Source organism: Nocardioides sp., from assembly GCF_024509035.1.
In the GTDB taxonomy this organism is placed as follows: Bacteria; Actinomycetota; Actinomycetes; order Propionibacteriales; family Nocardioidaceae; genus Nocardioides.
The window spans coordinates 12,234-31,977 of record NZ_JANINT010000053.1 but is presented as its reverse complement, the minus strand read 5'-3'; the positions used below and the strand labels follow the sequence as shown (position 1 = coordinate 31,977).

At 73.3% G+C, this 19,744-nt stretch carries 22 protein-coding genes and 1 tRNA gene; 11 read left to right on the top strand and 12 right to left on the bottom strand.

Features of this window, described 5'->3' with window-relative positions; genetic code table 11:
• Positions 1-44 precede the first annotated feature (44 nt).
• From Q0L15_RS04670 to Q0L15_RS04650, 5 genes are all read right to left on the bottom strand, one after another.
• Positions 45-118 (bottom strand) — tRNA-Gly (locus Q0L15_RS04670).
• A 436-nt stretch (positions 119-554) separates the two neighbouring features.
• Positions 555-1,529, bottom strand: coding sequence for a PP2C family protein-serine/threonine phosphatase (locus Q0L15_RS04665; RefSeq protein ID WP_296602588.1), 975 nt, complete (start codon positions 1,527-1,529; stop codon positions 555-557).
• A gap of 157 nt (positions 1,530-1,686) precedes the next feature.
• Positions 1,687-2,532: a DNA-formamidopyrimidine glycosylase family protein gene (locus tag Q0L15_RS04660; RefSeq protein ID WP_296602587.1), complete on the bottom strand. Its 846-nt coding sequence runs from the start codon at positions 2,530-2,532 to the stop codon at positions 1,687-1,689.
• Positions 2,525-3,013: a ribose-5-phosphate isomerase gene (locus Q0L15_RS04655; RefSeq protein ID WP_296602585.1), complete on the bottom strand. Its 489-nt coding sequence runs from the start codon at positions 3,011-3,013 to the stop codon at positions 2,525-2,527. The genes Q0L15_RS04660 and Q0L15_RS04655 overlap by 8 nt, the downstream gene beginning before the upstream one ends.
• A gap of 13 nt (positions 3,014-3,026) precedes the next feature.
• Positions 3,027-3,896, bottom strand: coding sequence for an alpha/beta hydrolase (locus Q0L15_RS04650; protein ID WP_296602583.1), 870 nt, complete (start codon positions 3,894-3,896; stop codon positions 3,027-3,029).
• A gap of 47 nt (positions 3,897-3,943) precedes the next feature.
• On the opposite strand from Q0L15_RS04650, the gene Q0L15_RS04645 reads away from it, so the two are divergent.
• A complete protein-coding gene (locus tag Q0L15_RS04645) occupies positions 3,944-4,309 on the top strand; it encodes a YrdB family protein (protein ID WP_296602582.1) in 366 nt (121 codons plus the stop codon).
• Here the strand turns inward: Q0L15_RS04645 and Q0L15_RS04640 are convergent.
• On the bottom strand, positions 4,284-5,345 hold the full coding sequence (locus Q0L15_RS04640) for a hypothetical protein (RefSeq protein ID WP_296602581.1): 1,062 nt from the start codon (positions 5,343-5,345) through the stop codon (positions 4,284-4,286). The genes Q0L15_RS04645 and Q0L15_RS04640 overlap by 26 nt on opposite strands.
• A gap of 170 nt (positions 5,346-5,515) precedes the next feature.
• Between Q0L15_RS04640 and Q0L15_RS04635 the strand changes: the two genes are divergently transcribed.
• From Q0L15_RS04635 to Q0L15_RS04590, 10 genes are all read left to right on the top strand, one after another.
• Positions 5,516-6,139 carry a M15 family metallopeptidase gene (locus tag Q0L15_RS04635; protein WP_296602579.1) on the top strand — a complete coding sequence of 208 codons (624 nt, stop codon included), beginning with the start codon at positions 5,516-5,518 and terminating at the stop codon, positions 6,137-6,139.
• Positions 6,136-7,281: an alanine racemase gene (gene alr / locus Q0L15_RS04630; RefSeq protein ID WP_296602577.1), complete on the top strand. Its 1,146-nt coding sequence runs from the start codon at positions 6,136-6,138 to the stop codon at positions 7,279-7,281. Before Q0L15_RS04635 ends, alr begins: the two co-directional genes overlap by 4 nt.
• Positions 7,278-8,216 carry a D-alanine--D-alanine ligase gene (locus tag Q0L15_RS04625; RefSeq protein WP_296602575.1) on the top strand — a complete coding sequence of 313 codons (939 nt, stop codon included), beginning with the start codon at positions 7,278-7,280 and terminating at the stop codon, positions 8,214-8,216. The genes alr and Q0L15_RS04625 overlap by 4 nt, the downstream gene beginning before the upstream one ends.
• Entirely contained in the window at positions 8,213-9,175 is a 963-nt protein-coding gene (locus tag Q0L15_RS04620; protein ID WP_296602574.1) for an acyltransferase, read from the top strand. Before Q0L15_RS04625 ends, Q0L15_RS04620 begins: the two co-directional genes overlap by 4 nt.
• Positions 9,172-10,389: a histidine kinase gene (locus Q0L15_RS04615; RefSeq protein ID WP_296602573.1), complete on the top strand. Its 1,218-nt coding sequence runs from the start codon at positions 9,172-9,174 to the stop codon at positions 10,387-10,389. Before Q0L15_RS04620 ends, Q0L15_RS04615 begins: the two co-directional genes overlap by 4 nt.
• Positions 10,386-11,093, top strand: a complete 708-nt coding sequence (locus Q0L15_RS04610; RefSeq protein ID WP_296602571.1) for a response regulator transcription factor — start codon at positions 10,386-10,388, stop codon at positions 11,091-11,093. The genes Q0L15_RS04615 and Q0L15_RS04610 overlap by 4 nt, the downstream gene beginning before the upstream one ends.
• A 63-nt stretch (positions 11,094-11,156) precedes the next feature.
• Positions 11,157-13,703, top strand: a complete 2,547-nt coding sequence (locus Q0L15_RS04605) for an ATP-binding protein (protein ID WP_296602570.1) — start codon at positions 11,157-11,159, stop codon at positions 13,701-13,703.
• Positions 13,700-14,215, top strand: a complete 516-nt coding sequence (locus Q0L15_RS04600; protein ID WP_296602568.1) for a pyruvoyl-dependent arginine decarboxylase — start codon at positions 13,700-13,702, stop codon at positions 14,213-14,215. The genes Q0L15_RS04605 and Q0L15_RS04600 overlap by 4 nt, the downstream gene beginning before the upstream one ends.
• The gene (locus Q0L15_RS04595) at positions 14,212-14,799 is read left to right on the top strand and encodes a hypothetical protein (RefSeq protein WP_296602566.1); all 588 of its coding nucleotides are present in this window, start codon (positions 14,212-14,214) and stop codon (positions 14,797-14,799) included. The genes Q0L15_RS04600 and Q0L15_RS04595 overlap by 4 nt, the downstream gene beginning before the upstream one ends.
• Before the next feature lie 10 nt (positions 14,800-14,809).
• Positions 14,810-15,196: a response regulator gene (locus Q0L15_RS04590; RefSeq protein WP_296602565.1), complete on the top strand. Its 387-nt coding sequence runs from the start codon at positions 14,810-14,812 to the stop codon at positions 15,194-15,196.
• Here the strand turns inward: Q0L15_RS04590 and purE are convergent.
• The 6 genes from purE to Q0L15_RS04560 form a co-directional block, all read right to left on the bottom strand.
• Positions 15,193-15,723, bottom strand: coding sequence for a 5-(carboxyamino)imidazole ribonucleotide mutase (gene purE / locus Q0L15_RS04585; protein WP_296602564.1), 531 nt, complete (start codon positions 15,721-15,723; stop codon positions 15,193-15,195). The genes Q0L15_RS04590 and purE overlap by 4 nt on opposite strands.
• Before the next feature lie 3 nt (positions 15,724-15,726).
• The gene (locus tag Q0L15_RS04580) at positions 15,727-16,887 is read right to left on the bottom strand and encodes a 5-(carboxyamino)imidazole ribonucleotide synthase (RefSeq protein ID WP_296602563.1); all 1,161 of its coding nucleotides are present in this window, start codon (positions 16,885-16,887) and stop codon (positions 15,727-15,729) included.
• A gap of 34 nt (positions 16,888-16,921) precedes the next feature.
• A complete protein-coding gene (locus Q0L15_RS04575) occupies positions 16,922-17,233 on the bottom strand; it encodes a winged helix-turn-helix domain-containing protein (protein ID WP_296602561.1) in 312 nt (103 codons plus the stop codon).
• Positions 17,234-17,434: 201 nt separating this feature from the next.
• Positions 17,435-18,448 carry an adenylate/guanylate cyclase domain-containing protein gene (locus tag Q0L15_RS04570; RefSeq protein WP_296602560.1) on the bottom strand — a complete coding sequence of 338 codons (1,014 nt, stop codon included), beginning with the start codon at positions 18,446-18,448 and terminating at the stop codon, positions 17,435-17,437.
• Positions 18,435-18,923, bottom strand: coding sequence for a PH domain-containing protein (locus Q0L15_RS04565; RefSeq protein ID WP_296602559.1), 489 nt, complete (start codon positions 18,921-18,923; stop codon positions 18,435-18,437). Before Q0L15_RS04565 ends, Q0L15_RS04570 begins: the two co-directional genes overlap by 14 nt.
• 12 nt (positions 18,924-18,935) lie before the next feature.
• Positions 18,936-19,733: a biotin--[acetyl-CoA-carboxylase] ligase gene (locus Q0L15_RS04560; protein ID WP_296602558.1), complete on the bottom strand. Its 798-nt coding sequence runs from the start codon at positions 19,731-19,733 to the stop codon at positions 18,936-18,938.
• Positions 19,734-19,744: the final 11 nt, after the last annotated feature.

The following is a 19,744-nucleotide window of genomic DNA, read 5'->3' as shown; positions in this document are numbered from 1 at the left end:
CCAAGTGGGCTCCCGGCCCGCAGCGGGTGCGGTCGGTCCCTGCTTGGAGCGGATGACGGGAATCGAACCCGCGTAGCCAGTTTGGAAGACTGGGGCTCTACCATTGAGCTACATCCGCGCGCCCTGGGATCGGTCCCCCAGGAACCCCCGAATCCTGCCACACCCGGCAGCGCCCCACCCAACCGAGGGCGCCGCGCGAGACCCCGGTCAGCCGGCTCCTCTGTTGGCTGCCCGAGCCCCCACCACACGTGTCGGCACTCCCGGACGTCATGCGAAGTAGGCGTCCTAGCCACCAGAACGCATGACATCCTGCGCGCGGCTCCGGGACGTCATGCGAAGTGGGCGTCCTAGCCACCACAACGCATGACGTCCCCGCGGCGACCACAGGTCGGCGTCCTCCCGATAGGCGCCAACTCGTCCGAAGACAGGCGGGTCAAGGGCGGCGAAGCCGCCGCAGGGAACCCTTGACCCGCCTGACGGAGGACGAACGCTGGCGCCTATCGGGAGGACACCGACGACCCCCATGTGGTCGGCGGAAGCGTGGTCAGCCGGGCTCAGCGCCGGTGGACCAGCACCAGGGCGCGGTCGTCGTTCTCCGAGCCGAGCGAGTCGACCAGACGGGCGGCACCGCCGTCGAGACCATCGCGCAGCAGCCGCTCGGCCTGCCCGAGCATCCGGTCGATGCCCATGCCGATGTCGCGCCGCGGCGTCTCGACCAGGCCGTCGGTGTAGAGCAGCAGCGCGTCTCCGGATCGCAGCAGGCCGCGCACGGTGGTGAACTCGGCGTCCTCGATCAGGCCCAGCACCGGCCCCTCGCCCTGGAGGACCGTCCACCGACCCGAGCCGGCGTCGAGCTGGGCGGCCGGCGGGTGCCCCGCCGTACGCACCTCGAACTCGCCGGTCGCGGTGTCCAGGGAGAGGTGCACCGCGGTCGCGAAGCCCTCGTCCCAGTCCTGGCGCAGCAGGTAGTCGTTGGCGGCCGGGAGGAACTCGGCGGGCGGGAGCGCACCGAGCAGGCCGCCGAAGGCGCCCGAGAGCAGCAGCGCGCGGGTGCCGGCCTGCTCGCCCTTGCCCGAGACGTCGACGACGGCGAGCTCGACGCGGCTGTCGCGCCGCGCCCGGCTGGCCACGACGAAGTCGCCGGCGAACGGCGTGCCGCCGGCCGAGCGGAGCGCGGTCTCGGCGAGCCACCCCTCGGGCAGGGTCGGGATGCCGCCCTGGTTGAGGATCCGGTCGCGCAGGTCGACGAGCATCGACTCGCCGAGGACGCCCGCGACGCCCAGCCGGGACCGGCGGAACGAGGTGACCAGGACGATGAAGCAGAGCAGGAACACGATGGCGATCGTCAGCACGATCCGCACCGTGATCTGCTCCTGACGCCCGACCGCGAGCATCAGCATCACCATCAAGAACACGACGAACCACGGCAGGTGGCGCGGGCCGAGGAGCAGGCTGCCGAGCATCAGCGGGACCATCAGCGTGTTGAGCGGCACGTCGTTGGGCCAGGCCAGCACGAGGACGGTGGTCACCACCGTGAGGGTCACGAGGGCCGCGAGGATGCGGCTGTGTGGGGGGAGGCCACGGCCGACGATCTGGGCGACCGAGCGCCGGGGGCGCTTCGGTCGGTCAGGCCGGTCCGCCTGGGGGCGAACGGTCATGGTCGTGGGTCCTCGTGCTCGGGGCTGCTCACTGTAGTGCTCGCGAGCGGAACCTGGGTTGACAACGGGGACACCAGAAGAGGTTGCGTCCCTGGAGCTCGGTCGTGCGCACGCTCGAGCCGCAGACGTGGCAGGCCTGGCCGTGCCGGCGGTAGACGTAGACCTCGCCGCCGTGGTCGTCGCGCCGCGGCGGTCGCCCCATGGCCTCGGGGGTGTGCTCGGGCCGCACGGTGTCGATCCGGCCGGTCCGCACGCCCTCGTGCATGAGCGCGACGAGGTCCTCCCACATCGCGCGCCACTGCCCGACGCGCAGCGTGTGCCCCGGGCGCATCGGGTCGACCCGGTGCCGGAACAGCAGCTCGGCCCGGTAGACGTTGCCGACGCCGGCCAGCACCGCCTGGTCCATCAGCAGGCCGCCGATCGGCGCCTTGCTGCGACGGATCCGCTCCCAGGCGCGGTCGGGCTCGGCGTCCTCGCGCAGGGGGTCGGGTCCGGACCGGGCCACGACCGCGTCGCGCCGCTCGCGGGTCACGAGCTCGCAGGTCGTCGCTCCCCGGAGGTCGGCCCAGGCGTTCCAGTCGCGGTCGGAGGCGCTCAGGCGCAGCCGCACCTGCCCGACCGGCAGCGGGATCTCGGCGCCTGTCGCGACGTCGAACTTGCCGTACAGGCCGAGGTGGACGTGCACGAAGCGTTCGTCGGGGAACGCGACGAACAGGTGCTTGCCCCACGCCTCGGCGCCGACCAGCACCTGGCCGTCGAGGAGCGCCGCCGCATCGGCGAACCGCCCCTGGGGGCTGCCGACGCGCACCACGCGACCCGCGAACGTCGCCGCGAGCTCGTCGGCCAGGCGATGGAGGGTGTGCCCCTCAGGCATCGCCGGGCAGCGGCGGGAGCTCGCCGGTGGCCTCGTACGCCGCCATCTGGCCGATCCGGCGCACGTGCCGCTCCTCGCCGCTGAACGGCTCGGCGAGGAAGACCTCCACGAAGCGCGTCATGTGCTGCAGCGAGTGCATCCGGCCGCCGATCGAGACCACGTTGGCGTCGTTGTGCTGGCGCGCCAGGACGGCGGTCTCCTCCGACCAGACCAGCGCGCAGCGGATGCCCGTGACCTTGTTGGCGGCCATCTGCTCGCCGTTGCCGGACCCGCCGATCACGACGCCGAGGCTGTCGGCGCCGGCGGCCCGCTCCTGCGCGACCGCCTCCGCCGCCCGCAGGCAGAAGACCGGGTAGTCGTCGAGCGAGTCGTACTCGAAGGGCCCGTGGTCGACGGGCTCGTAGCCGTGCTCGGTGAGCCATCGGCTGAGGTGGTCCTTGAGGTCGAGTCCGGCATGGTCGCAGCCGAGGTGCACGCGCATGGAGCCCATCCTGTCAGCAGTGCTCGCGGAGGAACCCGGCTGCCTGCCGGAGGAGTGACTCCGAGGCCGGGAAGGCGGCGTGGTGGCGCCAGAACCCGTGGATCTGGCCGAGGTAGCGGGTGGCCGTGACCTCCACCCCCGACTCGGCCAGCCGCCTGGCCAGCTCCTCGCCCTCGTCGCGGAGCGGATCGTGCTCCGAGGTCACGACCAGCGTCGGCGGCAGCGTGCCGAGCCGGTCGGAGCGGAGCGGAGCCAGGTCGGGGTGGGTGAGGTCGTCCGGCCTGGCGGCGTACTGCTGCCAGTACCACTGGGCCTCGCGGCGGTCGAAGCCGTCGGCGGCGGTGTCGTAGGAGTCGAAGCCGGCCGTGGGGTCGAGGAACGGGTAGATCAGCACGAGCGCCGCGAACCGGCCGGGGTGGCGCAGCGCCGCGACCAGCGCGAGGTTGGCGCCGGCGCTGTCGCCGTGGGCAGACACCGGTCCGCCCAGCTCGCGCTGCGCCCAGCCGGATGCGGCGGAGACGTCGTCGGGCGCGGCCGGGAACCGGTGCTCGGGTGGGCGGCGGTAGTCGACACTGAGCACACTCATCCCGGTGCGGTTGGCCAGCCGCCGAGCGCCCGGGTCGTGCACGTCGACGTCGTTGAAGACGAAGCCGCCGCCGTGGACGTGCACCACCACGCCCGGCGCGGCTCCCTCGGGCCGGTAGAGCCGGGCGGGCACACCGTCGGCGTCGACGTCGAGCACCTCCGCGACGTCCTCCCGCGGCTCGGCGGCCGCCGCCTCCCGGGCCTGGGCGCGGACCTCGTCGATGTCGTGGCCCTCGGCCCAGACGGGCGTGTCCGCAGCGGCCGCCTCCACCGCTCGCCGGGCCTCGGGGAACAGCATGCGTGGCACCCTACTGACGCCCGGCCCGGTCGCGAGATGATCGCCGCATGGTGGTCTTCGGGTGGGTGGTGCTGTTCCTCGTCTTCGTCGACGAGATCGCCGCGGTCACGGCGTTCGGCATCTGGGGATGGGAGTCGTCGGCGCTCGGGGTCCCGGGCTGGGTGCTGGTGTGGCTGCTGCCGGTGCTGGCGGCCTCGACGTGGTACTGGTTCGCCTCGCCGAAGGCGCCGTACGGCGGGGTCGTCGTGCGGCCGGTGGCCAAGGTGCTGGTTTTCGGCCTGGCCACCCTCGCCCTGTGGGACCTCGACCACCACAGCTGGGCGGTCGCGCTGCTGGTCTTCTCGGTCGTGGTGAACGGCCTCGCGATGCTCCCCGGCATCCGGGCCCTCACCGCGGATCGTGACAGCGCCTGAACGACTCGGCGCTGCCGCCCCAGAGCGTGACGCGGTCACCCCACAGCGGCAGGCAGTCGCCCCGGGTCAGCTCGCGACGGGTGGTGCCGTCGTCGATGCCGTTGCCGAAGCACCACTCGTAGTACGCGTAGAGGTCGCGCGTCGTCCCTCCGGTGTGGAGGCGGATGGTGAGGGCGGTGTCGCCGTACATGTCGTGGACGCAGTGTTGCGGAGCGTCGGGGCCTCCTCCCGCTGGCGCCACCCTGACGGCGTCGAGCAGGCTCTGCGCCGGTGCGCCCTCGAGGCGGCGTGAGCCGAGGAGCCCCGGCGCGGACGTGCCGGAGCCGCGGTCGTACTGGCAGATCGAGATCGCGTCGACCCGGTCGACGTCGGTCACGTCGAACGCCGGCTCGGGCCGGACGAACTCCCTCGCCTGCACCGGTGAGGTGCTGTCGCACCCGTGGGCGTCGGTGTCGACCGGGCGGATGCTGTCGAGGATCGGGTCCACCAGGTCGCGGGTCGCGGCATCGGTCAGCAGCGTGACCCGGACGCCGGCGACCGTGCGCGTGGAGAACGTCCATCCCCGGTGGGTCAGCGTGCCGTCGGGCAGGTGGCCGATCGGCAGCTCGAAGGCCAGGTGCGGCGCCCACAGGCGCTCCGGCGCCGAGCCGAACGCGTCGGGTGCCCCGCCGCCCTCCGGGCAGCCGATGCTGAGCGTCATGGCGTAGGTCCGGTCGACGGCGACGTACGGCCGGGTCGGGTACAGCGAGCCGCCCCGACCGTCGTCCGAGGCGCACCAGTCGGGCCCTGGCCCGGTGTCGTCGGGCCAGTCCGCGGGGACGTCCACCGCGACCCCGCGCCAGGAGACCTGGCGCGTCGGCCCGTCGAAGCCTCGTGCCCCGGGCGTCGGTGGCGTCGGCAGGGGGCCGGTGGTCGGCCGCGCCGGCTCGTGGCCCGAGCCGTCCCGCAGCCCCGCCGCGATCGCCGCGCCGGTCGCGACCAGGATCACCGCCAGCGCCGCGACCGCGACCACCCACGCCGATCGCGGCCGGGCCACCCGGTCGCCCTCCGGCGTCTCGTCTCGCGTCTGCACAGTGGTCGGACGTGCGCCGGACCAGATCGGCTCCCGTACCGCGCCCGTGGTCCCGGGCGATCGGTACTCGCGGTCAGGGAGGCGGCACCTGAGGTGGAGGTCGGAGGACCTTGCGCACTTCTAGCGTCGAGGGCATGACGATCCTGCTGTCGGACCCGCGGGTCCGCGCCGTGCCGGTGGCGGAGACCGGCGAGCCGCTGGTCCGCCTCGACCGAGACCTCTCCCCCCTCGGCGCGCTCGTGCGCGCGAGCCTCGCCGAGCGCCTCGAGGCCGCCGACGCCACGCTCCCCGCGGGCATCCGGCTGCGGGTGATCGAGGGCTACCGGCCGCTGGACGTCCAGCGCGCGATCGTCGCGTCGTACGCCGCCGAGGTGCGCGCCCATCACCCGCACGCGGACGCGGCGGAGCTGGAGGTGCTGACGAGCCGCTTCGTGAGCCCGGTGGAGGTCGCACCGCACGTCGCGGGGGCCGCGGTCGACCTGACGCTCGTCGACGTGTGCGGCGACGAGCTCGACCTCGGCACCGAGATCGACGCGACGCCCGAGCAGAGCGACGGGCGCTGCTACTTCGCGGCCGACGGCATCGGCGCGGACGCGCGCGCCCACCGGGACCTGCTGGCCGCGGTGCTCGGCGCCCAGGGCCTGGTGAACTACCCGACCGAGTGGTGGCATTGGAGCTTCGGCGACCGCTACTGGGCACTGATGACCGGCAGCGGGCACGCCCTCTACGGCCCGGTCGCCGCGGAGGTGGCGGCGTGACCGGCCTCGCCACCGCCGCCCGGCCGCACGTCGGCTCGGGTCCTCGGCTCGAGGTCGAGCTCGCGGCGATCGCCCAGAACACCCGGCTGCTCGCCGAGCGGGCCACCGGCGAGCTGATGGCGGTCGTCAAGGCCGACGGCTTCGGGCACGGTGCCGTCGACGTCGCCCGCACGGCGCTCACGAACGGCGCGACCCGGCTCGGCGTCACCAGCCTCGAGGAGGCCTTCGCCCTGCGCGCCGCCGGCCTCACCGCGCCGGTGCTCAGCTGGCTCAACGCCGTCGACGCCGACTACGCCCGCGCCGCCCGGGAGGACGTCGAGGTCGCCGTGCCCAGCCTCGCCCACCTCACCGCGGTGGCATCGGCACCCCGGACGCGCGTGCATCTCCACGTCGACGCCGGCATGGCCCGCGACGGGGCGGACCCGTCGACGTGGGCCCAGCTGTGCCGCTCGGCCCGGCGGGCCGAGCAGCGCGGCGAGATCGAGGTCGTCGGCGTCATGGGCCACCTCGGTTGCGCCGACGATCCGGCCGACGACTGCAACGCCCTGGCCCGCACCCGGTTCGCCTGGGCCCTCGAGACGGCGCGGGCAGCCGGCCTGCGCCCCGCCCACCGACACCTCGCCGCGACCTCGGCGACCCTCACCGACCCGCGCAGCCACCACACGATGAGCCGGGTCGGCGCGGGCCTCGTCGGCATCGACCCCTCGCTCACCACCCCCCTGCGCGCGGCGATGACCCTGACCGCGCCGATCGTGCAGGTGCGCCGGGTCCGCGCCGGCACCCCGGTCGGCTACGCGCACGGCTACCGCACCCCCGCGCCCACCCACCTCGGCCTCGTGCCGCTGGGGTACGCCGACGGGCTCCCGCGGCTGGCCTCCGGGCGCGCCGAGGTGCTGGTCCGCGGGCGGCGTCGTCCGCTGGTCGGGCGGATCTCGATGGACCAGGTCGTGGTCGACCTGGGCGAGCGGCCCGTGGACCTCGGCGAGCCCGTGACCGTGTTCGGGCCCGGCGACGCCGGCGAGCCGACGGTGGCCGAGTGGGCCGCCTGGGCGGACACCCTCGAGCACGAGATCGTCACCGGCATCGGCGGCCGCGTGCCGCGCACCGTGCGCCGTCCGGCCCACCTGCGGAGCCTGTCGTGAGGACCCGTGTCGCGGTCGTCGGCGGCGGCCAGAACTGCGAGCACGAGGTGTCGCTGGCCTCGGCCGCCTCGGTCGCAGCGGCCCTCGACCCCCGCCGGTACGAGGTGGTGCCGCTCACGATCGACCTCGACGGCATGTGGCGCGACAGCGGGGCGCACCCGCTCGGCCTGTCGGGGGCCACCTCGGTGCTCTCCACCTGCGACGTGGTGTTCCCGGTCCTGCACGGGCCCCGCGGGGAGGACGGCACGCTCGCCGCGTTGTGCGAGCTCGCCGGCCTCCCGTACGTCGGCTCGGGGGTCCGCGCGGGGGCGCTCGCGATGGACAAGTGGGCGACGAAGCTGGTCGCGGAGGCGATCGGCATCGCCACCGCACCCGGACGCCTGGTCACCCGGACCACCGCCGCCCAGGAGGTCTGGACGCATCCGGTCGTGGTCAAGCCGGTCGCCGCCGGCTCCAGCCAGGGCGTCAGCCTGGTCCGCGCCCCCGCCGACCTCGGGCCCGCCCTCGAGGCGGCGCTGGCCGTCGACGACCGGGTGCTCGTCGAGGACGTCGTGGCCGGGCGCGAGATCGACGTCGCCGTGCTCCGGCGCGCCGACGGGACGCTCCAGGTCTCCCCCGCCCTGGAGATCGTCGTCGACGGCCTCTTCGACTTCGAGGCGAAGTACGGCGGCCACGCCGACTTCCGGGTGCCGGCGGCGCTCGAGGAGGTGGACGCCAAGGCCCTGACCGACGCCGCGGTCGCGACGTACGACGCCCTCGGCTGCGCCGGGGTCGCCCGCGTCGACTTCTTCCTCACCGAGGCGGGGCCGGTGCTCAACGAGGTGAACACGATGCCCGGTATGACCGAGCACTCCCAGGTCCCGCGGATGTTCGCGGCCCAGGGGCTCCCCTACGCGGACCTGCTCGACGAGCTGGTCCGCGGCGCCCTCCGGTGAGCGACGCTCCGCGGCCCGAGACGAGGAGGATCGACGGCCTCGACCTGCTCCGCGGCCTGGCGATCGCGCTGGTGATGCTGCGCCACGCCCTGCCGGACCTGTTCCCGGGGGCGGGCGTGGTGGGCGTGGTGATGTTCTTCGCGCTGTCGGGCTACCTGATCACCGGCCTGCTCGAGGAGCGACCGCCGCTGCGTCGCTTCTACGCACGCCGGGCGCGACGGCTCGTGCCGCCCCTGCTGGTGCTGGTCGCCGGGGTGTCGCTGGTGACCCTCGCGCTCGACCCGCTCGGCGACCGCGACCGGCTCGGCTGGACCGTGCTGTGGGCGCTGACGTGGACCGGCAACCTGCCGTTCGGGCACGCGAGCGACGCGACGTTCCACCTGTGGACCCTGGCGACCGAGGAGCAGTTCTACCTCGTCTGGCCCGCCGTCCTCCTCCTGCTGGGCCGCCGCCGCGCGCTGCTGGTGGCGGCCACGACGACCGCTCTGGCCTGCGTCGCGACGACCTGGTGGCTGGCCGAGGACCCCGACCTCGCCTACGCGCTGCCCACGAGCTGGGCGCTCTGCTTCGTCGTCGGCGCGGCCGTCCGGCTGTACGGCGACCGGCTCGCCGTCCCGACCTGGGCGGTGCCCATCGCCCTGGCGGCGATCGGCCTCATGAGTGTGGTTCCCTTGCGGGGTCACGTGCTCACCTACCTGGCAGGAGGACCCGCCATCGCCGCGCTCACCGGGGTGCTGGTCCTCGCCTGGCGGCACTGGCGCACCATCACCGGACCGCTGCGCGCCGGGGTCTGGCTGGGCACCGTCTCCTACGCGGCGTACCTCTGGAACTACCCCCTCTCGCTGTGGCTGCCCGCCCTGCCGGCGGTGGTGCTCACGCTGGTCGCGGCCGCTGTGTCGTGGCGGTACGTCGAGGCGCCCCTGCACCAGCGCCGGGATCGGGTGCGGGTGGCAGCGTGAAGATCCTCGTGCGCTGGGCGCCCGACATCGGGTTCGGCCTGGCCGTGCTGCTCGTCGGCCTCTTCGAGGTCGCCACCCGCGCGGTGTACTGGCCCGACACGCGCACGCCGATGATCCTGCTCGCGGTCGCGATCTCCAGCGCCGTCACGCTCAGCCGCCACCTGCCCGCCGCCGCCCTCGCCCTCACCTGGGTCATCTGCGCGCTGCAGATCTCGACCGGCACCGACCTCTTCCTGTTCGAGATCGCGCTCGCCGCGGTCGCCTTCGGCACCTCGCGCTGGGGCAGCACCGCGACCGTCTGGGCGAGCGCCCTCTCCATCCCGGCAGCAGCCTTCATCGCTGTCCGGTGGGTCGACTCGGGCGTCTTCTACAGCGCGCTCGACACCGCCGGCTTCCGGACGCTGGTCGAGCAGACCTCCCAGCTGAGCGACCGGTGGCAGGTCACCGCCGCGGTCGTGGGGATGTCCGTGCTCGGGGTGCCGTGGCTCGCCGGTCTCGCGCTGAGGTTCTCCGACCGGGCCCGGGAGTCGCGCGTCTCGCAGGTCGTCGCCGAGGAGCAGCGTGACCAGGCCGAGGAGATCGCCCGCCTGCGCGAGGAGCAGGCCAAGCTGGCTCGCGACGTGCACGACGTCGTCGGGCACTCGCTCGCGGTGATCCTCGTCCAGTCCGAGTCCGCGCAATATCTCAAGGACGCCGACACCGAGGCGCTGAAGAAGACCATGGACAACATCGCGACGACCGCCCGCAGCTCGCTCGAGGACATCCGCCAGGTGCTCGCCTCGACCGGCGCCGAGGCCGGACCGCGCGCGGGCACCACCGACCTCGACAGCCTGGTCGCCGGGGTGCGGGCCGCGGGCAACGAGGTGGCCTCGACCGAGTTCGGCACTCCCCAGCCGCTGCCGCCCGAGCTGGCGACGGTGGCCTTCCGGGTGCTCCAGGAGATGCTGACCAACGCCCTCAAGCACGGTCGGCGCGGCGCTCCGGTGCGCGTCGAGAGACACTGGGAGGGAGAGCTGAGGATCGAGGTGCAGAACGTGGTCGAGCCCGCGACCGAGGAGACCCAGCCGCTGGTGGCGACCCCCACGGGCGGCGGTCAGGGCCTCGACGGCATGCGGCGCCGGCTGGAGTCGGTCGGCGGTCGCCTCGACGTACGCCGGCGCGACGACCCGCCCACCTTCACCGCCACCGCCTGGCTGCCGGTGCGCAGCCGGTGAGCGCGCCCGACCCCGCCATCCGGGTGCTCCTGGTCGACGACCAGGAGCTGTTCCGCGAGGGCGTCCGGGTGATCGTCGACGCCCAGGACGGCATGGAGGTCGTCGGCGCGGCCGGTGACGGGATCGAGGCCGTCGCGCTCGTCGACGAGCTCGAGCCCGACGTCGTGCTCATGGACATCCGGATGCCGGAGATGGACGGCGTCGAGGCCACCCGCCAGATCTTCCTGCCCGACCGTGCGGCGCGCCGCGAGCGGCCGGTGCGGGTGGTGGTGCTCACGACGTTCAACCTCGACGACCGGGCGGCCACCGCGATCCGGTACGGCGCCAGCGGGTTCCTGCTCAAGGGCACCACGCCGGTGATGCTGGCCGACGCCATCCGCACGGTGCACGCCGGCAACGCCGTGCTCGCCCCCGACGACCTCGCCACGCTCCTCGACGGTCAGTTCCAGAGCCGGGCGCCCGCGCCGGCGGCGTACCTCACGCTCACCGACAAGGAGCGCGAGGTGTTCAGCGCGGTCGCCCGCGGCCTCTCGAACACCGAGATCGCGGGTCTGGTCTTCGCGAGCGAGTCCACGGTCAAGACCCACGTCGGTGCGATCCTGCGCAAGCTGGGGCTGCGCGACCGGGTCCAGATCGTCGTCTTCGCCCACGAGCACGGTCTGGTGGGTCCGTCCGAGCCCGGCGGACCGGTTTCGGGGGGCTGAGCAAGAATGTGGTGACCGCGGCCCTACCTGGGCGTGGCCTCCACCATCTCTCGGGACCTCCTCATGCCTGACTCGCTCGCGCGGCAGCGACGCCAGTACCTCGTGGTGCTGTCGTGCACGGTCGCGGCGATCGTGGTCTTCGCGGCGCTGCTCGAGCCCGCCTGGGTGGACCAGGACGTGCGGCAGCTCGCGAGCGGCCTCGGCCTGATCACCAGCGGGCTGTTCCTGGCGGTCTCGTGCTGGGTGCGGTCGCGCCGCACGGTCGGCCGCCGGCGCCGGTCCTGGCTGCTGATCATGGCGGGCGCGGTCGTCGCGATCGCCGGCAACGTGTGGGCCACCGCGATCGGCTCCGACCCCGTCACCTCGCCGAGCGCGTTCAGCGACCTGACGATCGTCGTGGCGCTCGGCCTGTGCATCGCCGGCGTGCTCGGGTTCCCGAGCGTCCGGCGGCGCGGTGTCGACCTCGTCGTGATCAGCATGGACGGCCTGGTGGTCGGGGGCGCGGTCCTGATCATCGCCTCGACGCTGGTCTACGACGAGCTGCTCGAGCAGAGCCGTGGCGGCCTCGCCTCCCAGGTCTCGACGCTGCTCATCCCCGTGCTCGACGTGGTGCTGGTCGTCGTCGGCCTCCTGCTCCTGCTGCGCGCCAGCGGGTCGGACCGCCGGGCGCTGGCACTCCTCGCGCTGGGGTTCTTGTCCTACGCCGTGGCCGACCTGCGGTTCGCCGTGCTCGTCGCCCAGGACGACTTCGAGTTCGGCACCCAGGTCGACCTGGGCTGGATCGTCGGGTACGCGCTGCTCGCGCTGGCCGCCTGGTACCCCAGCACCGAGGTGGACGTGCCCGCGGCGTCGGGCGCCGCGGTCGACGCGCGCGATACGGCGTTGGTCTACTTCGTGCTGATGCTCGCAGCGGGCGTGCAGGTGGTCGTCGGCGACAACGAGGCGCTGCCGCCCACGATGGGGGCGCTGTGGCTGGTCGTCGCCGTGGCGGCCGCCGCGCGCCAGATCGTGCTCACGCGCGACAACAACGCCCTGCGCCGTGGCCTGGAGCACCGGGTGAGCGAGCAGACGGCCCACCTGCAGCGGTTGGCCCGCCAGACCGAGGTGCTGCTCACGTCGGTGGGCGACGGCATCTACGGCGTCGACGACGAGGGCCGGGTCACCTTCGTGAACCCGTCGGCCGCCGACGCGCTCGGGTACGCCGCGGAGGACCTCCTCGGTCGCTCGGCGCACGACGTCTTCCACGCGCCCGCCGAGGACGGGCCTGCGTACCCCTACCAGGGCTGCTACATCGCCGAGGCCATCGCCTCCGGGATCAGCACCTTCGCCGAGGAGGACGTCTACATCCGGTGCGACGGCTCGAGCTTCCCCGTCGAGATCACCGCGAGCCCCCAGCTCGACGGCACTCCCGGCAGCCAGGTCGTGCGCGGCGCCGTCGTGGTCTTCCGCGACGTCACCGAGCGCCGTGAGGTGGACCGGATGAAGAACGAGTTCATCTCGGTCGTCAGCCACGAGCTGCGCACACCGCTCACCTCGATCCGCGGCTCGCTGGACCTGCTGGCCAGCGGCGTGCTCGGCGAGCTCTCGCCGCGGGCCCGGTCGATGACCGGCATCGCACTGGAGAGCAGCGAGCGGCTCACCCGCCTCATCAATGACATCCTCGACCTGGAGCGCATCGAGTCGGGCGCCCGGTCGATGGACATCGCGCCGGTCGCCGCCGAGGAGCTCCTCACCCGCGCGGCCACCGAGATGGCCGGACAGGCCCAGTCCAGCGGCGTACGCATCGAGGTGGCGCCGAGCACCGGCCGGGTCCTCGTCGACGCCGACCGGATCGTGCAGACGCTGACCAACCTGCTCAGCAACGCGATCAAGTTCTCCAGCGCGGGCCAGAGCGTGGTGCTCGGCGCCGCAGCCGAGGACGGCCAGGTCACCTTCCGGGTCCGCGACCACGGCCGCGGCATCCCCGCGGACAAGCTCGAGTCGATCTTCCAGCGCTTCGAGCAGGTCGACTCCTCCGACGCACGCCAGAAGGGCGGCACCGGTCTCGGCCTGGCGATCAGCCGAGGGATCGTGGAGGGCCACGGCGGCCGGATCTGGGCCGAGAGCACGCCCGGGACCGGCACCACCGTCGCGTTCACGCTGCCCTCGACCGGCCGGCGCGGCCCTGGCCACCACAGCCACCACGCGCCCACGCTGCTCGCTGCGGGGTGGGGCGCGGTGCTGCTCGTCTCGGACGACGACGGCCTCGCCGAGCAGCTCGACGGGCTGCTCACCAGCCACGGGGTCTCCGTGCTGCGCGCACCGGACGCCGGTGACGCCGTACGCCTCGCCCGTGAGCGGACGCCACAGGTCGTCGTGCTCGACCTCGACCTCGACCATGCCAGCGGCCGCGCCCGGGCCGTGGTGAGCGAGCTGCGCCGCGACCCCGAGACCGCGACCGTCGACCTGATCGTCTACAGCACCGCCGAGGTCGAGCCAGTGGACCGTCCGCTGCTCACGCTCGGCCGCACCGACTTCGTGACCAAGGGCCGGGTCGACGCGGCCGGCCTGGAGGACCGCGTGGTCGAGCGCCTCGAGGATTCCCGATCACCAGGAGGAAACGACGCGTGACCGCCCCCACCCTGCAGGACATCCGTCCCGACGGCCGGCTGCTCGACATCACCGTCCGCACCGCGGCCGGCGCCGGACGCACCCGCCTGTCCGCGTTCGACCGGGCACTGCTCGAGGCGGGGGTCGGCGACTTCAACCTGATCCCGCTCTCGTCGGTGATCCCACCGCGCAGCACGGTCACCCGCGGCGGTGGTCCCCTGCCCGGGGGCCACGGCGACCGCCTCTACTGCGTCGAGTCCGTCGCGTACGCCGACCGCCCGGGCGAGGAGGTCGCGGCCGGGCTCGGCTGGGTGATCCACCCCGAGGTCGGCGGCCTGTTCGTCGAGCACACCGGTCCGACGGTGACCGACGTCGAGCGGCAGATCGAGCTCAGCCTCGCCGACATGGCCGAGACGCGCGGGATCGACTTCGGCGTGGTGCACACCGCGGTCACGACCGCCCGCTGCGAGGACCGACCGGCGTGCGCCCTGGTGCTCGCGGCGTACGCCGTCGCCGACTGGAGCACCCCGTGAGCGCGCCAGGCCCGACCGGCACCGTGGCGGTGACGATCGAGGGCGCCGTGGACGCGGCGATGGCGGAGAGCTACTACGCGCTCTACCGCGAGACCTTCGGTGAGCTGGAGACCCAGGCGGTGGCGCGGCAGCTGCTGCACCGCGAGGAGTTCCTCGAGGAGATGCTCGACCCGCGCGTCGACAAGTACGTCGCCTGGGACGACCGGGGCGAGGCGATCGGTCTCTCGACGCTCACCCACCACCTCGAGACGGTGCCGTGGATCAGCCCGGCGTACTTCCGCCACCACTATCCCGACCACGCCGCCCGCGACGCGGTCTACTACATCGGGTTCACGCTGGTGCGCCGCGAGCACCGCCAGAGCCACGTCTTCCAGGCGATGATCCACCGGATGGGCGAGGTCCTCGCCGCCGCCCGGGCGGTCGTCGGGTGGGACATCTGCGCCTTCAACGACGACGGCTTCGCGTTCGGGGAGCACGCGGCCCGGGTGCTCGGCCGCACCGGTGTGGTCACCGTCGCACCCATTGATCGTCAGACCTACTACCTGGGTACCTTCCACCCGGCGGGCCCACCGGACCGGCCCTGAGGAGGGAACGATGCCGACCGTCCTGGTCGTCGACGACGACGACTCGATCCGGGAGATCACGCAGGTGGCCCTCGAGGTCGTCGCGGGCTGGCAGGTGATCGCCGTCGACGGCGGCGCCAAGGCGATCGTGGCCGCCAAGGAGCACCATCCCGACGCTGTGCTGCTCGACCTGATGATGCCCGACGTCGACGGGCGGGCGACCTTCCAGGCGCTCCGGGCCGACGAGTCCACGCGCGACATCCCGGTGGTGCTGCTGACCGCGAAGCTGCAGGTCGGCGGCACCCAGGTCTGGGACGACCTCGACGTCGCCGGAGTCATCGCCAAGCCGTTCAGCCCGATGACGCTCGGCGACGAGGTCGCGGCGATGGTCGGCTGGGACCGGACCCAGGACTCCTAGAACCCCAGCTTCCGGCCGGGCCGGTCGCCGCGGACGACCTCGCCCTTCTGCTGGGCGGTGGAGCGCAGCTCGGCCTGGAAGGCGCGCATCTTGTCCTGCAGGGACGCATCACCGGCCGCCAGGATGCGTACGGCGAGCAGGCCGGCGTTGCGGGCGCCGCCGACGGCCACGGTCGCGACGGGGACCCCGGCGGGCATCTGCACGATCGAGAGCAGGGAGTCGAGGCCGTCGAGGTTCTTCAACGGCACGGGCACCCCGATGACCGGCAGCGGCGTGACCGAGGCGAGCATGCCCGGCAGGTGCGCCGCTCCCCCGGCTCCGGCGATGATCACCGCGAGCCCGCGGTCGGCCGCCTCCCGGCCGTAGGCCAGCATCTCCTCCGGCATCCGGTGCGCCGAGACGACGTCGGCCTCGTAGGCGATGTCGAACTCCCCGAGCGCCTCCGCGGCGGCCTTCATCACCGGCCAGTCGGAGTCCGATCCCATCACGATGCCGACACGAGCGGCGCCGTCAGCAGTCTGCGTCATCCCTTACTCACTCTCGTTCCCGAGGTCGCCGCGGAACCACGCGGCGGCGTGCCGCGCGCGCTCGAGGCAGTCGTCGAGGTCGTCCCCGTAGGCGTTGACGTGCCCCACCTTGCGGCCCGGGCGCAGCTCCTTGCCGTAGAGGTGCACCCGCAGCATCGGGTCGCGGGCCAGCGCGTGCGGGTAGCCGTCGTACAGCCGGCCCACGGCCGCGTCGTCGCTCCCCAGGATGTTGACCATCACGGTCCACCGCGCCCGCGGCGCCGGCGAGCCGAGCGGCAGGTCCATCACCGCACGCAGGTGGTTCTCGAACTGCGAGGTCACCGCGCCGTCCTGGGTCCAGTGGCCGGTGTTGTGGGGACGCATGGCGAGCTCGTTGACCAGGACCCGGCCGTCGCGTGTCTCGAACAGCTCGACCGCGAGGACGCCGGTGACGTCGAGGGCACCGGCGATGCTCAGCGCGATCTCCTGGGCCTGGCCGGCCAGCGCCGGGTCGAGGTCGGGGGCCGGGGCGACCACCTCCCAGCAGATCCCGTCGACCTGGGTGGAGGCGACGACGGGGTACGCCGCGGCCTGGCCGCTCGGCGAGCGCACGACCAGCGCGGAGAGCTCGCGCCGGAAGTCGACGAGCTCCTCCGCGAGCAGCCGCACCTCGGCCTCGGAGGCCGCACGGAACGCCTCCTCGCAGTCACCCGCGGAGCGCACGAACCACACGCCCTTGCCGTCGTATCCGCCGCGCGTGGTCTTCAGCACGCACGGGAACCCGAAGGCCTCCACGTCGCTCACCGTGTGGACGACGGCGTTGCGCGGACACGGGACGCCGAGCTCGGCGAGCCGCTCTCGCATCACGGCCTTGTCCTGGGCGTGCACCAGCGCGTGCGGGCCGGGGCGGACGGCGATGCCGTCCTCCTCGAGCGCGTGCAGGTGCTCGGTCGGGACGTGCTCGTGGTCGAAGGTCACCACCGGACAGCCGGCGGTCACCCGGCGCAGCATCGCCAGGTCGCGGTAGTCGCCGACGAGGTGGTCGGGGATCACCTGGGCGGCCGAGACGCCCTCGCCCTCGGCGAGCAGGCGCAGCGGGAGTCCGAGCTCGTTGGCGGGAGCGGCCATCATGCGGGCCAGCTGGCCGCCGCCGATCACGGCGAGGGTCGGGGCAGGGCTGGGCACGCCGGAACTCTAGGGCACGACACCGAGCCGGAGCTCAGTTGGAGTGGTCCTCGGTCTCGAACCGCAGGCCCTCGCCGCGGATGGTCGTGATCAGGCGCGGGTGCCTGCTGTCGTCGCCGAGCTTGCGTCGCACCCACCCCAGATGGACGTCGATGGTCTTGGAGGAGGTCCAGAACGTGGTGTGCCACACCTCGCGCATCAGCTCGTCACGGCTGACGACCCTCCCGGCGCGCTCCATCAGCGCTTGGACCAGGTCGAACTCCTTGCGGGACAGCACCACTTCCTTGGATCCGCGCCACGTCCGCCGCGAGACCGGATCGAGCCGGATGTCCTGCACCTCGATCATTTTCCCACCGTAGGAACGCGCCAGCGCGCCGGAGGGGTAATCGCCGAATTTTACCTTCGATGAGCGACGACCGGTCCCCGTGAGGTGACGAGCAGAGGAGGCCCCGCAGCCGACGACCCCACCGCAACCACACCGCAACCACACCGCAACCACACCGTCGGAGGTCCGCACCGAGATCGACCCCGCGGCCGCGAGACGCGGTCAGGAGCGGCGTACGGCGACCGGCTCGACGATCCCGAACCCGCGCACCGGGCGCGCCGGCAGCGGCCTCGTCTCGAACTCGTCGGCCGGCAGCAGCTGGGCGGTGGCGGCGTCGATGATGATCCGGTTGCGCCGCGCGACCGCCGTCAGGCGGGCGGCCAGGTTGACCGGGGGGCCGAAGACGTCGCCGAGGCGCATCACGACCGAGCCGCTGGCCAGGCCGAGGCGTACGTCGGGCATCCGCGAGTCGCGGCCGACCACGCTGATGATCCCCTCGGCGGTGTCGTAGGCGCGGACCGGGTCGTCGTTCACGAACAGCACGGAGTCGCCGATGCTCTTGATCACCCGACCCCGCTGGGAGGCGACCACGTCGGCGCAGCGGGACTCGAAGAGCTCCACGAGGTCACCGATGCGCTCCTCGCTGAGCCGATTGGAGAGTGCCGTGAAGCTCACGATGTCGGCGAACCCGACCGTGAGCTGGACGGTGTTGAGGTCCTCCTCGTTGGCGCGCAGCGCCTCGACGCGCGCCACCGCGGCGGCGAGGTGGCGGCGCCAGACGTAGACGAGCAGCTCCTCGAAGGGTTGGTTGATCTCGTCGATCAGCCGGATCGCCGACCCGGTGCGGCTGCCGGTGGCCGCATCACCGGACTCGAGCTCCTCGACCCGGTGGACGAGGGTCGCGACCTCCCAGTCGGCGAGGCGCGCCATGGTCTGGCCGACCGCCCGGGTGAGGTTGACGGCCATGTCGAAGTCGATGGCGCCGGACTCGACGACGCCGAGCAGCGTCGAGAGCGCCTCCGCGTCCGCGTCGGTGAACGCGGTCTCGAGGCCGTGCTCGGGAAAGCCCAGGGCGCGCCAGAGCCGGCGCGCCTCGGCGACGGTCACGCCGGTGCGCGCCGCGACCTCGTGGGCGTTGAAGACCGGGTTCTCGCCGAGGATCGCCCGCTCGAGGTCCTCGGAGCTGGGGCCGGGATCGGCGCCGGGGCCGGCCCCTGTGCCGTCAGGTTCCGTCATGACCCGCCGAGGGGTGCAGCATCGCGTTGACCTTGCGCTGGGTCTCCTCGACGCGCGGGATGTCGTGCAGCTTGATCTGCCCGTACTCGCTGGCGTCGGAGATGATCAGCGTGCCGCAGCCGAGCATCCGGTCGATCAGCCCGAACTCGTAGGCGATGTCGCTGATCCGGGCGAGCGGCATGTCGTGGCCGCGGCGCACCAGGATGCCGCTGCGGGTGATGAGCCGCCGGTTGGTGAACGTGTAGCTGGACGTCGCCCAGATCAGCGCGGGACGCAGGACGTACCAGACGATGCCGACCGCGACCACCGCCCACACGACAAAGGCGACCGTCTGGTCCCACGTGACCTGGGCGAAGGTGCCGACCGCGAGCAGGACCACGAGGATCAGCAGGGGCAGCAGCAGCGCCTTGATGTGCGTGCGGGTGTCGACGACGACGGTCTCACCCTCGTTGAGCAGCTTGCTGGAGATGGCCACGGGCCGATCATGTCACTGTTCGCGGGCCCGCACGTGGACTACGTCACCTGCCCCGACCACGGACTCGCCGTCGTCGGCGAGCACCACGAGCCGGCCGGCCTCGTCGACCGCCGTGGCCCTGCCGGTCAGCTCCCGGCCACCCGGCAGGTCGACCCGCACCTCGCGCCCGACGGTGACGCACGCGGCGGCGTACGACGCGTGCAGCCGCGCCACGGCATCGGCGCCGCCCGCCTGCCAGGCGTCGTAGGCCTCGCGCAGCGAGCGCAGCAGCTCGACGAGCAGGCGGGTCCGGTCGGGGGCCGCGCCGGCCGGGGACTCGAGGGCCAGGGAGGTGGCTGTCGGCACCGGCAGCTCCTCGGTGGTGAGGTCGACGTTGAGGCCCACCCCCAGGATCGCCGCGGCCCCGGCCGGGGTCTCGACCCGTTCGACGAGGATGCCGACGAGCTTGCGGTCGCCGATCAGCACGTCGTTGGGCCACTTGACGTCCGCGTCGTAGCCCTGCGCCCGCAGGGTCTTGGCCACCGTGTAGCCCGTGAGCAGCGGCAGCCACGGCCAGTCGGCCGCGGGCACCGAGGGCCGGGTCAGCAGCGAGAACGTCAGCGACGACCGGGCCGGGGTCTCCCAGGAGCGGTCCAGGCGGCCCCGGCCCGCCGTCTGGTGCTCGGCCACGACCACCAGCCCCTCGTCAGCGCCGGCCCGGGCGCGCTCGGCGGCCACCGCGTTGGTCGAGGTCGCGGTCTCCAGCACCTCGACCACCAGGTCGGGGGCGAGATCGGCGAGCGGTCGTGGATCGAGTGATGAGCGTCGCACCGGGTCTGGGG

Coding starts and splice junctions, on each gene's coding strand:
- Q0L15_RS04660 (WP_296602587.1), bottom strand. CDS start 2,532: ATGCCTGAGGGGCACACCCTCCATCGCCTGGCCGACGAGCTCGCGGCG.
- Q0L15_RS04655 (WP_296602585.1), bottom strand. CDS start 3,013: ATGCGCGTGCACCTCGGCTGCGACCATGCCGGACTCGACCTCAAGGAC.
- Q0L15_RS04650 (WP_296602583.1), bottom strand. CDS start 3,896: ATGCTGTTCCCCGAGGCCCGGCGAGCGGTGGAGGCGGCCGCTGCGGAC.
- Q0L15_RS04645 (WP_296602582.1), top strand. CDS start 3,944: ATGGTGGTCTTCGGGTGGGTGGTGCTGTTCCTCGTCTTCGTCGACGAG.
- Q0L15_RS04635 (WP_296602579.1), top strand. CDS start 5,516: ATGACGATCCTGCTGTCGGACCCGCGGGTCCGCGCCGTGCCGGTGGCG.
- Q0L15_RS04605 (WP_296602570.1), top strand. CDS start 11,157: ATGCCTGACTCGCTCGCGCGGCAGCGACGCCAGTACCTCGTGGTGCTG.
- Q0L15_RS04590 (WP_296602565.1), top strand. CDS start 14,810: ATGCCGACCGTCCTGGTCGTCGACGACGACGACTCGATCCGGGAGATC.
- purE (WP_296602564.1), bottom strand. CDS start 15,723: ATGACGCAGACTGCTGACGGCGCCGCTCGTGTCGGCATCGTGATGGGA.
- Q0L15_RS04575 (WP_296602561.1), bottom strand. CDS start 17,233: ATGATCGAGGTGCAGGACATCCGGCTCGATCCGGTCTCGCGGCGGACG.
- Q0L15_RS04570 (WP_296602560.1), bottom strand. CDS start 18,448: ATGACGGAACCTGACGGCACAGGGGCCGGCCCCGGCGCCGATCCCGGC.